The 13,557-nt window shown below is 59.9% G+C and carries 13 protein-coding genes; 3 read left to right on the top strand and 10 right to left on the bottom strand.

What is annotated here, in order from left to right:
- Positions 1-297: 297 nt before the first annotated feature.
- Genes L8K08_RS05425 through L8K08_RS05410 form a run of 4 tightly spaced genes read right to left on the bottom strand, consistent with a single transcriptional unit; the run spans position 298 to position 3,750 of the window.
- A complete protein-coding gene (locus L8K08_RS05425; protein WP_053131666.1) occupies positions 298-1,455 on the bottom strand; it encodes an ABC transporter ATP-binding protein in 1,158 nt (385 codons plus the stop codon).
- Positions 1,452-2,105: an ABC transporter permease gene (locus L8K08_RS05420; RefSeq protein WP_027604864.1), complete on the bottom strand. Its 654-nt coding sequence runs from the start codon at positions 2,103-2,105 to the stop codon at positions 1,452-1,454. Before L8K08_RS05420 ends, L8K08_RS05425 begins: the two co-directional genes overlap by 4 nt.
- A gap of 11 nt (positions 2,106-2,116) precedes the next feature.
- Positions 2,117-3,013 carry a glycine betaine ABC transporter substrate-binding protein gene (locus tag L8K08_RS05415; protein ID WP_242194740.1) on the bottom strand — a complete coding sequence of 299 codons (897 nt, stop codon included), beginning with the start codon at positions 3,011-3,013 and terminating at the stop codon, positions 2,117-2,119.
- 20 nt (positions 3,014-3,033) lie between these two features.
- A complete protein-coding gene (locus tag L8K08_RS05410) occupies positions 3,034-3,750 on the bottom strand; it encodes an ABC transporter permease (protein ID WP_025856261.1) in 717 nt (238 codons plus the stop codon).
- 332 nt (positions 3,751-4,082) lie between these two features.
- Between L8K08_RS05410 and L8K08_RS05405 the strand changes: the two genes are divergently transcribed.
- The 3 genes from L8K08_RS05405 to L8K08_RS05395 all read left to right on the top strand — a co-directional run bounded on the left by L8K08_RS05405 (position 4,083) and on the right by L8K08_RS05395 (position 6,470).
- Positions 4,083-5,666 (top strand): peptide chain release factor 3, encoded by a 1,584-nt coding sequence (locus L8K08_RS05405; protein WP_145165255.1) that lies wholly within the window; start codon positions 4,083-4,085, stop codon positions 5,664-5,666.
- A gap of 188 nt (positions 5,667-5,854) precedes the next feature.
- Entirely contained in the window at positions 5,855-6,112 is a 258-nt protein-coding gene (locus tag L8K08_RS05400) for a hypothetical protein (protein WP_145165253.1), read from the top strand.
- A 97-nt stretch (positions 6,113-6,209) separates the two neighbouring features.
- Complete coding sequence (locus L8K08_RS05395; RefSeq protein ID WP_106578629.1) at positions 6,210-6,470, top strand: hypothetical protein; 261 nt, start codon at positions 6,210-6,212, stop codon at positions 6,468-6,470.
- Positions 6,471-6,555: 85 nt separating this feature from the next.
- Here the strand turns inward: L8K08_RS05395 and L8K08_RS05390 are convergent, their stop codons facing one another.
- From L8K08_RS05390 to L8K08_RS05365, 6 genes are all read right to left on the bottom strand, one after another.
- The gene (locus L8K08_RS05390) at positions 6,556-7,692 is read right to left on the bottom strand and encodes a hypothetical protein (protein WP_242194738.1); all 1,137 of its coding nucleotides are present in this window, start codon (positions 7,690-7,692) and stop codon (positions 6,556-6,558) included.
- Between the two features lie 254 nt (positions 7,693-7,946).
- Positions 7,947-8,918: a peptide ABC transporter ATP-binding protein gene (locus L8K08_RS05385; protein WP_106578631.1), complete on the bottom strand. Its 972-nt coding sequence runs from the start codon at positions 8,916-8,918 to the stop codon at positions 7,947-7,949.
- Positions 8,918-9,886 (bottom strand): ABC transporter ATP-binding protein, encoded by a 969-nt coding sequence (locus L8K08_RS05380; protein ID WP_242194736.1) that lies wholly within the window; start codon positions 9,884-9,886, stop codon positions 8,918-8,920. Before L8K08_RS05380 ends, L8K08_RS05385 begins: the two co-directional genes overlap by 1 nt.
- Positions 9,887-9,896: 10 nt before the next feature.
- Positions 9,897-10,808, bottom strand: a complete 912-nt coding sequence (locus L8K08_RS05375) for an ABC transporter permease subunit (protein WP_145165247.1) — start codon at positions 10,806-10,808, stop codon at positions 9,897-9,899.
- Positions 10,809-10,818: 10 nt separating this feature from the next.
- Positions 10,819-11,829: an ABC transporter permease subunit gene (locus L8K08_RS05370; RefSeq protein WP_010565541.1), complete on the bottom strand. Its 1,011-nt coding sequence runs from the start codon at positions 11,827-11,829 to the stop codon at positions 10,819-10,821.
- 76 nt (positions 11,830-11,905) lie between these two features.
- Positions 11,906-13,504: an ABC transporter substrate-binding protein gene (locus tag L8K08_RS05365; protein WP_145165245.1), complete on the bottom strand. Its 1,599-nt coding sequence runs from the start codon at positions 13,502-13,504 to the stop codon at positions 11,906-11,908.
- Between the last annotated feature and the right edge of the window lie 53 nt (positions 13,505-13,557).

The following is a 13,557-nucleotide window of genomic DNA, read 5'->3' as shown; positions in this document are numbered from 1 at the left end:
ATGGATCGTTTCCAGCATGGACGTTCGGCGCGAACTTTAGGACGTGAGGGGCTATAGATCAACTAAAAATGTCGCGTTTTTGCACGCGTTCGTCGCAGGACCTCGTGCAGCTACTTATGTAACCGACCGGTGTGACGGATTGATGTTCCCCGGATGGGCTAAATCGGCGGGATTTCAGCGAGCAAATGTGGGAGGGGGCTTGCCCCCGATAGGGGTGGATCAGTGACTGATGAAGTGACTGACACACCGTCATCGGGGGCAAGCCCCCTCCCACAGGTTGACCTGGGGTGTTTCAGATCAGGCCAGGGCGGTCTCGGCAGGGGAGACAATACTGGTCTTGCCGCCACGCGACTTACCGGAACTCAGGTACTCGGCAATCGATTCCTGAGTCACTTCACCCAGGAACACCCGCTCCGCGTCCATCACCGGCAACCACGAGCGATTGAACTCGTACATGCGCGACAACAGGATGCGCAAGTGCTCGTCATACGCCGCCGTGGCGTTGAACTCGCGCAAGTACTGGCCGCAGGTACCGGTCTGACGGTGCAGGTCGCGACGTCGTACATAACCCAGCGCCTTGTTCTCGGCACAGGTGACCACCACGTAGCGACGGTCCGTTTCGTCCATCAGCTCCAGGGCCTCGGCCACCGGGGTTTCGGGGCTCACCGACGGGGCGTTGTCCGCCGCGTCCTCGGCTTTCACCAGCAGCAGGCGCTTCAGCGTGCTGTCTTGGCCGACGAAATTGCTCACGAACTCGTCAGCCGGGTGCGCCAGCAGCGTGTCCGGGTGGTCGATCTGCAGCAGCTTGCCGGCGCGGAAGATCGCGATCTTGTCGCCCAGCTTGATCGCTTCGTCGATGTCGTGGCTGACCATGATCACGGTCTTGTTCAGCGCGCGCTGCATCTCGAAGAATTCGTTCTGGATCATCTCGCGGTTGATCGGGTCAACCGCGCCGAACGGCTCGTCCATCAGCAGCAGCGGCGCATCGGCCGCCAACGCACGGATCACGCCGATGCGCTGTTGCTGGCCGCCCGACAGTTCACGCGGGTAGCGATGCAGATACTGCTTGGGCTCCAGCTTGATCATGCTCATCAACTCGCGGGCGCGGTCGTGGCATTTCTGCTTGTCCCAGCCGAGCAGCTTGGGTACGACCACGATGTTTTCCTCGATGGTCATGTTCGGGAACAGGCCGATCTGCTGGATCACATAACCGATGTTGCGACGCAGGGTCACCTCATCCAGGTCGGTGGTGTCTTCGCCGTTGATCAAAATCTTGCCCGAGGTGGGCTTGATCAGGCGGTTGATCATTTTCAGCGTGGTGCTTTTGCCGCAACCCGATGGGCCGAGGAACACGCAAATCTCGCCTTCATTGACGGTCAGGCTTACGTCGTTCACGGCAGATACGGTTTTGCCGTTGCTTTGAAAAGTCTTGGTCAGGTTTTGAAGTTCGATCATTTGAGCAGTCCTTTTGGAGTCAGCGAGCGTTGCAGCCATTGCAGAAGCAGGTCGGCGAAGATGGCCAGAAGACTGACCAGCACGGCGCCAACGATCAGCATCGACATGTCGCTGCGGCTGATGGAAGCCAGAATAAGTACACCCAGGCCACCGGCGCCGATGGTGGCGGCGATGGTCATTACACCAATGTTCATCACCACGGCGGTGCGCACACCGGCAAGGATCACGGGCACGGCGATGGGCAGTTCAACCATGCGCAGGCGCTGGCCGAAGGTCATGCCGATGCCTTTGGCGGCTTCGCGGATGCCCGGTTCCACGCCCGTCAGGGCCAGGTAGGTGTTACGCATGATCGGCAGCAGCGAGTAGAGGAACACCGCGGTGATCGCCGGCATTGGCCCCAGGCCCTGGCCGAACTTGGAGTAGAACGGCAGCAGCAGGCCGAACAGCGCGATCGACGGCACGGTCAGCAGCACGGTGGCGCTGGCTTGCAGCGGGCCGGCCAGGGTCGGGAAGCGCGTCATCAGCACGCCCAGCGGCACGCCCACGACGATTGCCAGAATGACGGCAATGCCGACCAGGGTAATGTGCTGCCAGGTCAGGTGCAGGACCTGGGCCCAATCAAGATGGGAAAAGGCGTTCAGAAATTCCATGTCTTCTCCTCTTATTGGCTGATGGGATGTTGGCGCAGGAAGTCTGCGGCCACGGCGGACGGGCTTTCATGGTCAACGTCGACCCGCGCGTTCAGCTGGCGCATGGTTGCGTCGTCGAACAGCGCGGCCAGCGGTTTCAGGTCGGCGGCCAATTGCGGGTGAGCGTCGAGATAAACCTGACGCACCACCGGCGCAGCGGTGTAGTCCGGGAAGTAGTGTTTGTCGTCTTCCAGCAGCTTCAATTTGAAGGCGTTCAGGCGACCGTCGGTGGTGTAGACCAACCCGGCAAACACCTGGCCATTACGCAGCGCGGTGTAGACCAGGCCGGCGTCCATCTGCCGGGTGTTTTTGCGGGTCAGGTTCATGTCATACAGCTTGACCATGCCGGCCATGCCGTCGGAACGGTTGGCGAACTCGGTGTCCAGGGCCACCAGGCGCGTGCCTTTGGTTTTCTCGGCCAGGGCTTGGGTCAGGTCGCTGATGCTGTTGATCTGCGGGAATTCCTTGGCCACGTTTTCCGGCAACGCCAAGGCGTAGGTGTTGCTGAATTTCGACGGGGAGAGCCAGACCAGGCCTTTTTTCGCATCGAGTTCTTTGACTCGGGCGTAGGACTGTTCGCTGTCGAGCTTCTCGTCCACATGGTTGTAGGCCACCAGCGACACGCCGGTGTATTCCCAGATCAGGTCCAGTTGCCCGCTTTCCTGGGCACTGCGCGCCAGGTTGCTGCCCAGGCCGCCGGTCACGCGGGTGTCGTAACCCTTGGTGCGCAGGTACTGGGAGGTGATTTCGGCGAGCAGGGTCTGTTCGGTGAACACCCGTGCGCCGATGCGGATCACCGGTTTTTCAGCGGCTTGCGCAAAACCTGCGAACAGCAGGACGCAGCTCAATATCAATGTCAGTTTTTTCATGTGAATTCCTTTGCCAAGCCTTAAGACGGACGCAACCCGCGTTCCAGCCAGAGGCGGCTGGCCATGGTCACCAGACCGTCAAGCAGCAATGCCAGCAGCGCGGTGCACGCGGCGCCGAGCAGCAGTTGCGGCTGATTGTTCAGGGCGATGCCGGGGAAGATCAGGCTGCCCAGGCTGTTGGCACCAATCAGGAACGCCAGCGGTGCGGTGCCGACGTTGATCGCCAGGGCCACGCGCACACCGCCGATGATGATCGGCACGGCGTTGGGCAATTCCACGCGAAACAGCACCTGGCGCGGCGTCATGCCGATGCCGGTGGCGGCTTCTTTCAGCGAGCCTTGAACGTTTTTGAGGCCTTCGTAGGTGTTGCGCACAATGGGCAGTAACGAGGCGAGGAACAACGCGAAGATGGCCGGGCCACTGCCGATGCCGAGGACGCCGAGGGCGATGGCCAGTACGGCCAGGGGAGGGACGGTGTTGCCGATGTTGAAGATCTGCATGAAACGTTCTGCACGCCCGACCATGTTCGGTCGGCTGAGCAGGATACCGGCGGGGATGCCTACAACGAGGGCAGCCAGCATGGAGACAAGAACGAGGATCAGGTGTGCTTGCAGGTAAAACAACAAATCGTCGCGGTACAGTTCGATCGTGTTGATGCCGATCCAGTGGACCAGCAGGGCCAGGAGAGCGACGACAACCGCTCCTCCTATCAGCCCTTTGCCATAGCGAATAGCCACAGGCGGACTCCTTTTTTTCTTTTGTCGGCGAACACATTTCCGAGCGGCAATGCCATTCCTGGCTGTCGGCGAATGAGTTCGCGAAAAGCAGCTCGCCGATACCGGCAACGCGGTATGCGATCAAGCCATGAGCGCAGCCTCGTCAGGCTAACTTGCTGATTTTTCAGCCCCTGGTACGAGTGCGGTAGCAGGGGAGTGGACGTCTCTACCTTTTAAAAGGTTCCACACTTGGCAGCATTTAGCCACCCCCAATCGGGTGAACGGTGGTCTGGCTCCCTGGGTTTGCGCTATACTCGCCGCCCTTTTTTGACTCACCTGCCAGGCGATTTCCCATGACCCACCAGGCCGCCGAAGTCGCGAAACGCCGCACTTTCGCCATTATTTCCCACCCCGATGCCGGTAAAACCACCATCACCGAGAAGCTCCTGCTGATGGGCAAGGCAATCGCAGTGGCCGGCACGGTGAAATCCCGCAAATCCGACCGCCATGCCACCTCCGACTGGATGGAAATGGAAAAACAACGGGGTATTTCCATTACCACGTCGGTCATGCAGTTCCCGTATCGCGACCACATGGTCAACCTGCTCGACACCCCGGGCCACGAAGACTTCTCCGAAGACACCTACCGCACCCTGACCGCGGTGGACTCGGCCTTGATGGTCCTCGACGGCGGTAAGGGCGTTGAGCCACGTACCATTGCGCTGATGGACGTGTGCCGCCTGCGTGACACGCCAATCGTCAGCTTCATCAACAAACTCGACCGCGATATTCGCGACCCGATCGAGTTGCTCGATGAAATCGAAGCGGTCCTGAAGATCAAGGCCGCGCCGATCACTTGGCCGATTGGTTGCTACCGCGACTTCAAGGGCGTGTACCACCTGGCCGACGACTACATCATCGTTTACACCGCTGGCCACGGCCACGAGCGCACCGATGTGAAAATCATCGAGAAGCTCGACTCCGACGAAGCCCGCGCCCACCTGGGTGACGAGTACGACCGCTTTGTTGATCAACTGGAGCTGGTGCAGGGCGCCTGCCATGAGTTCAACCAGCAGGAATTCCTCGACGGCCAGCTGACCCCGGTGTTCTTCGGTACTGCGTTGGGCAACTTCGGTGTCGACCACGTACTCGACGCCGTCGTGAACTGGGCGCCGAAGCCTCTGGCCCGGGTTGCCAATGAGCGCACCGTGGAACCGGTCGAAGAGAAATTCACCGGCTTTGTGTTCAAGATCCAGGCGAACATGGACCCCAAGCACCGCGACCGTATCGCCTTCATGCGTATCTGCTCCGGCAAATACGAAAAAGGCATGAAGATGCGCCACGTGCGCACCGGCAAGGACCTGCGCATCGGCGATGCCCTGACGTTCTTCTCCTCCGAGCGTGAACAGCTCGAAGAAGCCTACGCCGGCGACATCATCGGCTTGCACAACCACGGCACCATCCAGATCGGCGACACCTTCACCGAAGGCGAAGTGCTGGGCTTCACCGGTATCCCGCACTTCGCCCCGGAACTGTTCCGCCGCGTACGCCTGCGCGACCCGCTCAAATCCAAGCAACTGCGCCAGGGCCTGCAGCAATTGGCGGAAGAGGGTGCCACCCAGGTGTTTTTCCCCGAGCGCAGCAACGACATCATCCTTGGCGCCGTCGGCGTGTTGCAGTTCGATGTGGTCGCCAGCCGCCTGAAAGAGGAATACAAGGTTGAATGCTCCTACGAGCCAATCACCGTGTACTCCGCGCGCTGGATCGATTGCAGCGATAAGAAGAAGCTGGAAGAGTTCTCCAACAAGGCTGTGGAAAACCTGGCAGTGGACGGCGGCGGTCACCTGACCTACCTGGCCCCGACCCGCGTGAACCTGGCATTGATGGAAGAGCGCTGGCCGGATGTGAAATTCCGCGCGACGCGTGAGCACCATTAAGGTCTGAGCGGTACAAAAAGGGCGAAGCTGTCATGGCTTCGCCCTTTTTTGTGGGCGCGCCGCTGACTCAATGTGGCAAGCCAGCTCCCACATTTGATCCTCATCTGTCAGCGGCATTGGCGAGAAGTCCGCATCCGGTCTAGCGTTTCAACTACTTCACCCAATCAGCGACGGATCAGGAGGCGACCTTGCGTATAACTCAACGCGCCATTCATGTGGTGCTGCTGGGGGCCTTGGGGCTGTCCACTGCTTTGGCTCACACCGCGGCGCTGGCGGATGCCGGAACCCCCCAGTGGAAGGACACCGGCCCCGTCAGCAAAAAAAAGCAAAAGGAGGTCAACTCCGGCAGTTGGCAACCCCAAGCCCAACCCGCGCCGAAGGAAGACGCAGAAAACCCTTATAACGAAGGCGAGGACAGCGACACCTACGACGATGGCGACACCTGAAGCCTGGCGCAAACCCGGCATTGGGACTAGCTTCTAACCTGGCGACGGTAAAACGCTGTCGTGCAGGATTCATCTACTGACTGGACGGAAATCGACCATGAGTATTTTTCAACGTGTAGTGCTGTTGATAAAAGTGCTGGTGCTGTTGTCGTTGGGGATGTCGACGGCCTGGGCGCATAACCCGGTGCAAGGCAGTCAGACGGGCTTTTCGGCGGTGCAGACAGCGCAGGGCAAGGGACTGCAGCTGGCCAAGTCGGAAGCCGAACCAGGCGATGAGGACCAAGGCGGTTCCAAGGATGATGACGACCAGCAAGCCCCGGATGACGATGATAGCGATCAAGGTGACAGCGATACCTGATTCGGCCTGAAGCACGGTCCCTCCCGTCAGGTATGCACCGCCTGACGGGAGGGCTGTAAACGCTCAACCTGTTCCCTTATAAGAATCACGCGATGTCTTTGAAATAGTCGCTGTCCACTATCTTGTCTATTGAAAGTCCCTGTCCTGGCAGGTAATCGGTGCCGCTCGCGGCGGTGAATTTAATATCGCTGCTGCCCTTGGTAATGCTGCGCTCACCTGCAGTCGACGTGCGGGTGGTGTAAACCGTATTACGCATCGCCACGTACCCGCTCAAATCATTATTCATCTTTGTAAGACGGTCATTTATCTGGCCGGGCGTGAGGTTGAGTTTCTTTTCCAGGCGCACACCCCATCGCGTCAGGCAAGTTTCTGCAAAGTGACGAACAATCTCGCCGGGTTCGGCATACACCTTGGCACCCTGGTTTCCATCGGGGGCAGCATTACCCACCAAGGTCGCGTGGCGCCCGGGCATTGGATAGATATGAACATGGGTACTTTTATCAAAGGCGGGTACCACGCATGCGAAGCCGGAAGATCGCTCGTCCCTGGCGTAAAAACCGACGTACTCTTTGACGTTGCTGCCGAGCGTTACTCGACTGCTCTGGAAGTTTAAAAGTCCCGGAACCGGGTCGACAGCGAAGATATTGACCGGCACATTCTTCAAGACGCTGTCGTTGAGCATGGCGTTGGCCAGCATGTGGCAGCTGATCCCGCCGCGGCTCCAGCCGACCAGGTTGACGCGTGTGGGAATGATGCCGTCTTTTCGGAAGGTCTTGATGATCTGCTCTTGCAACTGCTGCTGCGTTACTTTGCGCGTACCGTAATCGTAAGTGCGCCAATACCAACTGCCGGTCACTTTGACGTCTTCAATCGGAATGCCGGCTTTTTGCAGTTGGGTGTAGTTTTCCTCCGTCAGTTTTTCGCGCTGCCAGGTAAACGTGCCCTTCATGATGTTAATCGCGTGAGCCACATTTTCTTCCCAGCCGGAGCCCAGGGCGGTGCCCTTTAACTGAAGATAATTGCCAGACTCGGAGAACATCTCATCGGCCTGCAAGTTGCCGCTGCCGGGGCCGTCGATAACAATCCATTCGGCAAACTCCTTACTGACGCTTTGAGTGTTTTGCGCCAGCGTGGAAATCAACTCACCGTTCCAATAACTTGCGTGAGTATCGTCAAACTTGGTTGAGCCAGTGCCGCAGAAAAAAACAGTGAAGGTTGTCATGAGCGATTACCCGTCCATTGGATAAAGGGGGTGAACTCATAACAATGCAAAAGGCCGTGGCTGGCTACTGTGAGAACTGACAGGCAGTTAGATTGGTTTCGAATACTGAAAGGGATTTGGTCATCAAAAGCGGGTGGTGATCAGCCAAAAAAAAGCCCCTCCCAACAGGCTGATGCGCAACCTGATGGGAAGGGCTTGTAGAACACCTGTCATGCCCTGGCGCTATCGCCAGGGCATTTTTTGTTGCAGCAGGCTCAGGCCACGAACTGCTCCGCGTAGTGGCAAGCCACCTGGCGGTTGTCCAGCGGCCGCAACAACGGCTCCTCGCTGCTGCAACGCGCTGTCGCATACGGGCAGCGCTTGTGGAACGCGCAGCCCGATGGCGGGTTCAGCGGGTTGGGCAGTTCGCCGACGATCTTGATCTTCGGCTTGTTCGGGTCTGGGTGGATGGTCGGGGTGGCCGACAGCAGCGCCTGGGTGTACGGGTGCAGCGGGCGGGCGTAGATGTCTTCCTTGGGGCCCACTTCCACCGGGCGGCCGAGGTACATCACCATCACGTCGTCGGCAACGTGTTGCACCACTGCCAAGTTGTGGGAAATGAACACGTAGGCGGTGTTGAATTCCTGCTGCAGGTCCATGAACAGGTTAAGCACCTGGGCCTGGATCGACACGTCGAGTGCCGAGGTCGGTTCATCGGCCACCAGCACTTTGGGTTGCAGCATCATGGCGCGGGCCAGGGCAATACGCTGGCGCTGACCACCGGAAAACATGTGCGGGTAGCGCTGATAATGCTCAGGGCGCAGGCCCACTTGCTTCATCATCGCCTGCACTTTCTCGCGGCGCTCGGCGGCGGACAGATTGGTGTTGATCAACAGCGGCTCGCCGAGTTGATCACCGACTTTCTGCCGTGGGTTCAGCGAGGCATACGGGCTCTGGAACACCATCTGCACGTCTTTGCGCAGTTGCTTGCGCTGGGCCTTGTCGGCACCGGCGACTTCCTGGCCGGCGATTTTCAACGAGCCCGACGACGGCTCTTCAATCAGCGTCAGCGCGCGGGCCAGGGTGGATTTGCCGCAACCCGACTCACCCACCACGGCGAGGGTCTTGCCGGCTTCCAGTTCAAACGACACACCATTAAGCGCGCGTACCAGCGCGTGGCCCTTGAACAGGCCACGGGAGACTTCGTAGTGACGGGTCAGGTCGCGGGCGGTAAGAACGACGGCCATTACGCCACCTCCTGGTTCAAGGGGTAGAAGCAGCGCGCGAGGCTGTTGGTTTTCGGGTCAAGGCCAGGCCGCTGGGCACGGCAGGATTCCTGCACGTACGGGCAGCGTGGCGACAGCAGGCAACCCTGCGGGCGGTCATAACGACCGGGCACGATGCCCGGCAGCGTGGCCAGGCGCGTGGCGCCCAGGCTGTGCTCGGGGATTGCCTTGAGCAGCGCTTCGCTGTACGGGTGCGCCGGGATGTCGAACAGTTGCGGCACCTGGCCGACTTCCACGGCTTGGCCGGCGTACATCACGCACACGCGCTGGGCGGTTTCGGCCACCACGGCCAGGTCGTGGGTGATCAGCACCAGGCCCATGTTCTGCTCTTTCTGCAGGGCCAGCAGCAGCTCCATGATCTGCGCCTGAATGGTTACGTCCAAGGCCGTGGTCGGTTCGTCAGCGATCAGCAGTTTCGGCTCGCCGGCAATCGCCATGGCGATTGCGACACGCTGGCTCATACCGCCGGACAGTTGGTGCGGGTAGGCATCCATACGGCTGGCGGCACCCGGGATTTCCACTTTTTCGAGCAGTTCGATCGCACGTTTGCGCGCTTGCTTGCCGGACATTTTCAGGTGCAGGCGCAGCACTTCTTCGATCTGGAAACCCACGGTGTAGCTGGGGTTCAGCGCGGTCATCGGGTCCTGGAACACCATCGCCAGGTCTTTGCCGACGATTTGGCGGCGCTGACGGTTGCTCAGCTTGAGCATGTCCTTGCCATCGAAGTTCAGGGCGTCGGCGGTGACGATGCCGGGGTGCTCGATCAGGCCCATCAGCGCCATCATGGTCACGGATTTACCCGAGCCCGACTCGCCAACGATCGCCAGTACTTCGCCTTTGTCGACGGAAATGTCGAGGCCATCGACTACCGGCACGGCGGTCGTGTCGCCGAAGCGTACGTTGAGATTCTTGATTTCTAACAGTGACATGGGAATCTCCTCAGGCGGCGTTCTTGAGTTTCGGGTCCAGCGCATCGCGCAGGCCGTCACCCATCAAGTTGATTGCCAGCACGCTGAGCAAAATGGTCAAACCCGGCAAGCTCACGACCCACCAGGCGCGTTCGATGTAGTCACGGGCCGAAGCCAGCATGGTGCCCCACTCTGGGGTTGGCGGTTGTACGCCAAGGCCAAGGAAGCCCAGGGCCGCGGCATCGAGAATCGCCGAAGAGAAGCTCAAGGTGGCCTGTACGATCAGCGGCGCCATGCAGTTGGGCAGCACGGTGATGAACATCAGGCGTGGCAGGCCGGCGCCGGCGAGGCGGGCGGCCGTCACGTAGTCGCGGTTCAGTTCGCCCATCACCGCAGCACGGGTCAGACGCACATAAGAGGGCAGCGACACGATCGCAATGGCGATCACGGTGTTGATCAGGCCAGGGCCGAGGATCGCGACAATGGCAACGGCCAGCAGCAGTGACGGCAGGGCCAGCATGATGTCCATCAACCGCATGATGGTTGGGCCAAGCAGGCGCGGGAAGAACCCGGCGAACAGACCCAGCAGGATGCCCGGGATCAGCGACATCACGACCGACGACAAGCCGATCAGCAAGGACAGGCGCGAACCCTGGATCAGGCGCGAGAGCAGGTCACGGCCCAGTTCGTCGGTGCCGAGCAGGAACTGCATCTGCCCGCCTTCCAGCCAGGCTGGGGGGGTGAGCAGGAAGTCACGGTATTGCTCGCTCGGGTTATGCGGCGCAACCCAAGGGGCGAAGATCGCGCAAAACACCACCAGCAACATGAACAGCAGGCCGGCGACGGCGCCTTTGTTCTTGGAAAAGGCTTGCCAGAATTCTTTGTACGGGGACGGGTACAGCAGGCTTTGATCGACTGCTACCGCGGAAGTAGGTGTGGTCATGGTCATGATCTCAGCGCTGGTGACGGATGCGTGGGTTGGCGAAGCCGTAGAGGATATCCACCACGAAGTTCACCAGAATCACCAGGCAGGCGATTAACAGGATGCCGTTTTGCACCACGGGATAGTCCCGTGCGCCAATGGCTTCGATCAGCCATTTGCCGATGCCGGGCCACGAGAAGATGGTTTCGGTCAGAACCGCACCGGCCAGCAGAGTACCCACTTGCAGGCCGACCACGGTGAGTACCGGGATCAGCGCGTTACGTAGGCCGTGGACGAACACCACGCGCGCTGGCGACAGGCCTTTGGCCTTGGCGGTACGGATATAGTCTTCGCGCAGGACTTCGAGCATCGACGAACGGGTCATCCGCGCGATAACCGCCAGCGGGATGGTGCCGAGCACGATGGCCGGCAGGATCAAGTGGTGCAGGGCGTCGAAGAACGCGTCGGGCTCGTCAGCCAGCAGCGTGTCGATCAGCATGAAGCCGGTGCGCGGCTCGATGTCGTAAAGCAGGTCGATACGCCCGGAAACCGGGGTCCAGCCCAGGCTTACCGAGAAGAACATGATCAGGATCAGGCCCCACCAGAAGATCGGCATCGAATATCCCGCCAGGGAGATGCCCATCACCCCATGGTCGAACAGGGATCCTCGTTTCAAGGCCGCGATCACCCCGGCCAACAGGCCCAGGATACCGGCGAACAACAGGGCGGCCATGGACAGTTCCAGGGTCGCAGGGAAGAGGGCGGTGAATTCGGTCCACACGCTGGTGCGCGTGCGCAGGGACTCACCGAGGTCGCCGTGGGCGAGTTTGCCTACGTAGTCCAGGTATTGCGCGTACAGCGGCTTGTTAAGGCCGAGGCGTTCCATTGCCTGTGCGTGCATCTCGGGGTCGACTCGTCGTTCGCCCATCATGACTTCGACAGGGTCGCCGGGGATCATGCGAATCAACGCAAACGTCAGCAACGTGATGCCGAAAAACGTGGGGATCAATAACCCCAATCGGCGGGCAATAAAACTAAACATCTTGTTGTGTACCTCAATCAGCCGGTTAGGCAGGTTCGGCACCGTCAATGGCGACGGTGCCGAGCGTCTTCTCTTATTACTTCACCTGGGTGGTGGCGAAGTTATTGGTCGTCAGAGGGCTTTGGGTATAACCCTCGACGTTTTTGCGCATGGCGGTGAACATTTTCGGGTAAGCCATGGGAATCCATGGTTGGTCCTTCTCGAAAACGTCCAGTGCTTGTTCATAGAGTGCAGCGCGCTGGGCCGGTTCAGCGATAGCGCGTGCCTTGTCGATCAAGTCTTGAAACTCTTTGTTACACCAGCGGGCGTAGTTTTCGCCGTTTTTGGCTGCATCGCAACTCAGGTTTGGTGTGAGGAAGTTATCCGGGTCCCCGTTATCCCCCGCCCAACCGGCGGACACCATGTCGTGCTCACCGTTTTTGGCACGCTTGAGCATTTCGCCCCATTCCATGACCTTGATGTTCACTTTCAAGCCGATCTGCGCCAGATCCGCCTGCATGCGCTGGGCGCCGAGCATCGGGTTGGGATTGGTCGGGCCGCCGCCGTTACGGGTGAACAGGGTGAACTCGGTGCCTTCCGGTACGCCGGCTTCCTTGAGCAGGGCGCGGGCCTTGTCCAGGTCACGCGGTGGGTTTTTCAGCTTGTCGCTAAAGCCCAGCAGGGTTGGCGGGTACGGGCCGGTGGCATCGATGGCGTTGCCTTTGCCGTACAGGGACTCGTTGTAGCCTTTTTTGTCGAACGCGATGTTGATCGCGTGGCGCACGCGCGCGTCGCTCATGTACTTGTGGGTGGTGTTTAAGGCGGTGTAGCTGGTGGTCATCGCCGCCAGTTCCGCGACTTTCAGGTTGGGATCAGCCTTGGCGCTCGGCACATCATCGGGCTTGGGATACAGCGCGATCTGGCATTCGTTGGCCTTGAGCTTTTGCAGGCGCACGTTGCTGTCGGTAGTGATGGCCAGGATCAACGGGTCAGCCGGCGGCTTGCCACGGAAGTAGTCCGGGTTGGCCTTGAAGCGCACCTGGGCGTCTTTGGCGTAACGGTTGAAGATGAACGGGCCGGTGCCGATGGGCTTGGCGTTCAGGTCATCGGTCTTGCCGGACTTGAGCAACTGGTCGGCGTATTCGGCGGAGTGAATCGAGGAAAACGCCATGGCCAGATCGGACAGGAACGGTGCTTCAGGACGGGTCAGGGTGAAGACCACGGTGTGGTCGTCGGTCTTCTCTACGCTCTTGAGCAGTTCCTTAAAACCCATGCTTTCAAAGTACGGGTAGCCCACGTTGGACTTGTTGTGCCACGGGTGATTCGGGTCCAGCTGGCGCTGGAAGCTCCAAAGCACGTCGTCGGCATTCATGTTGCGCGTGGGTTTGAAGTAATCGGTGGTGTGGAACTTGATGTCGTCACGCAGGTGGAACGTGTAGGTCAGGCCATCGGCGCTGATTTCCGGCAGGTCTTTGGCCAGTGCAGGCACGACTTCGGTGGTGCCGGGCTTGAAGTCCACCAGGCGGTTGAACATGGTTTCTGCCGCGGCGTCAGCGGTGACGGCGGTGGTGTACAGGACCGGGTCAAAACCTTCCGGGCTGGCTTCGGTGCAGACCACCAACGGTTTGGCCGAAACGCCGATCGCAACGCTCAATAGCGCAGCGGCAATGGCAGCTTGTAACGGGAGCATTTTCATTCAGAGCCCTCTGCAATCGAGTGAACCAGACAAGCGTAGACGGCGGGCTCGTC

The sequence above is a fragment of the Pseudomonas sp. TREG-RG-20F-10-E-6-01 genome (genome assembly GCF_022662455.1).
GTDB lineage: Bacteria > Pseudomonadota > Gammaproteobacteria > Pseudomonadales > Pseudomonadaceae > Aquipseudomonas.
The sequence above is the reverse complement of the archived record's forward strand: the minus strand, read 5'-3'. Positions and strand labels throughout refer to the sequence as shown.

What these genes read in the sequence shown, in the direction of transcription:
- L8K08_RS05425 (WP_053131666.1), bottom strand. Translation starts at nt 1,455, where the DNA reads ATGATCGAACTTCAAAACCTGACCAAGACTTTTCAAAGCAACGGCAAA.
- L8K08_RS05420 (WP_027604864.1), bottom strand. Translation starts at nt 2,105, where the DNA reads ATGGAATTTCTGAACGCCTTTTCCCATCTTGATTGGGCCCAGGTCCTG.
- L8K08_RS05415 (WP_242194740.1), bottom strand. Translation starts at nt 3,013, where the DNA reads ATGAAAAAACTGACATTGATATTGAGCTGCGTCCTGCTGTTCGCAGGT.
- L8K08_RS05405 (WP_145165255.1), top strand. Translation starts at nt 4,083, where the DNA reads ATGACCCACCAGGCCGCCGAAGTCGCGAAACGCCGCACTTTCGCCATT.
- L8K08_RS05395 (WP_106578629.1), top strand. Translation starts at nt 6,210, where the DNA reads ATGAGTATTTTTCAACGTGTAGTGCTGTTGATAAAAGTGCTGGTGCTG.
- L8K08_RS05390 (WP_242194738.1), bottom strand. Translation starts at nt 7,692, where the DNA reads ATGACAACCTTCACTGTTTTTTTCTGCGGCACTGGCTCAACCAAGTTT.
- L8K08_RS05385 (WP_106578631.1), bottom strand. Translation starts at nt 8,918, where the DNA reads ATGGCCGTCGTTCTTACCGCCCGCGACCTGACCCGTCACTACGAAGTC.
- L8K08_RS05380 (WP_242194736.1), bottom strand. Translation starts at nt 9,886, where the DNA reads ATGTCACTGTTAGAAATCAAGAATCTCAACGTACGCTTCGGCGACACG.
- L8K08_RS05375 (WP_145165247.1), bottom strand. Translation starts at nt 10,808, where the DNA reads ATGACCACACCTACTTCCGCGGTAGCAGTCGATCAAAGCCTGCTGTAC.
- L8K08_RS05370 (WP_010565541.1), bottom strand. Translation starts at nt 11,829, where the DNA reads ATGTTTAGTTTTATTGCCCGCCGATTGGGGTTATTGATCCCCACGTTT.
- L8K08_RS05365 (WP_145165245.1), bottom strand. Translation starts at nt 13,504, where the DNA reads ATGAAAATGCTCCCGTTACAAGCTGCCATTGCCGCTGCGCTATTGAGC.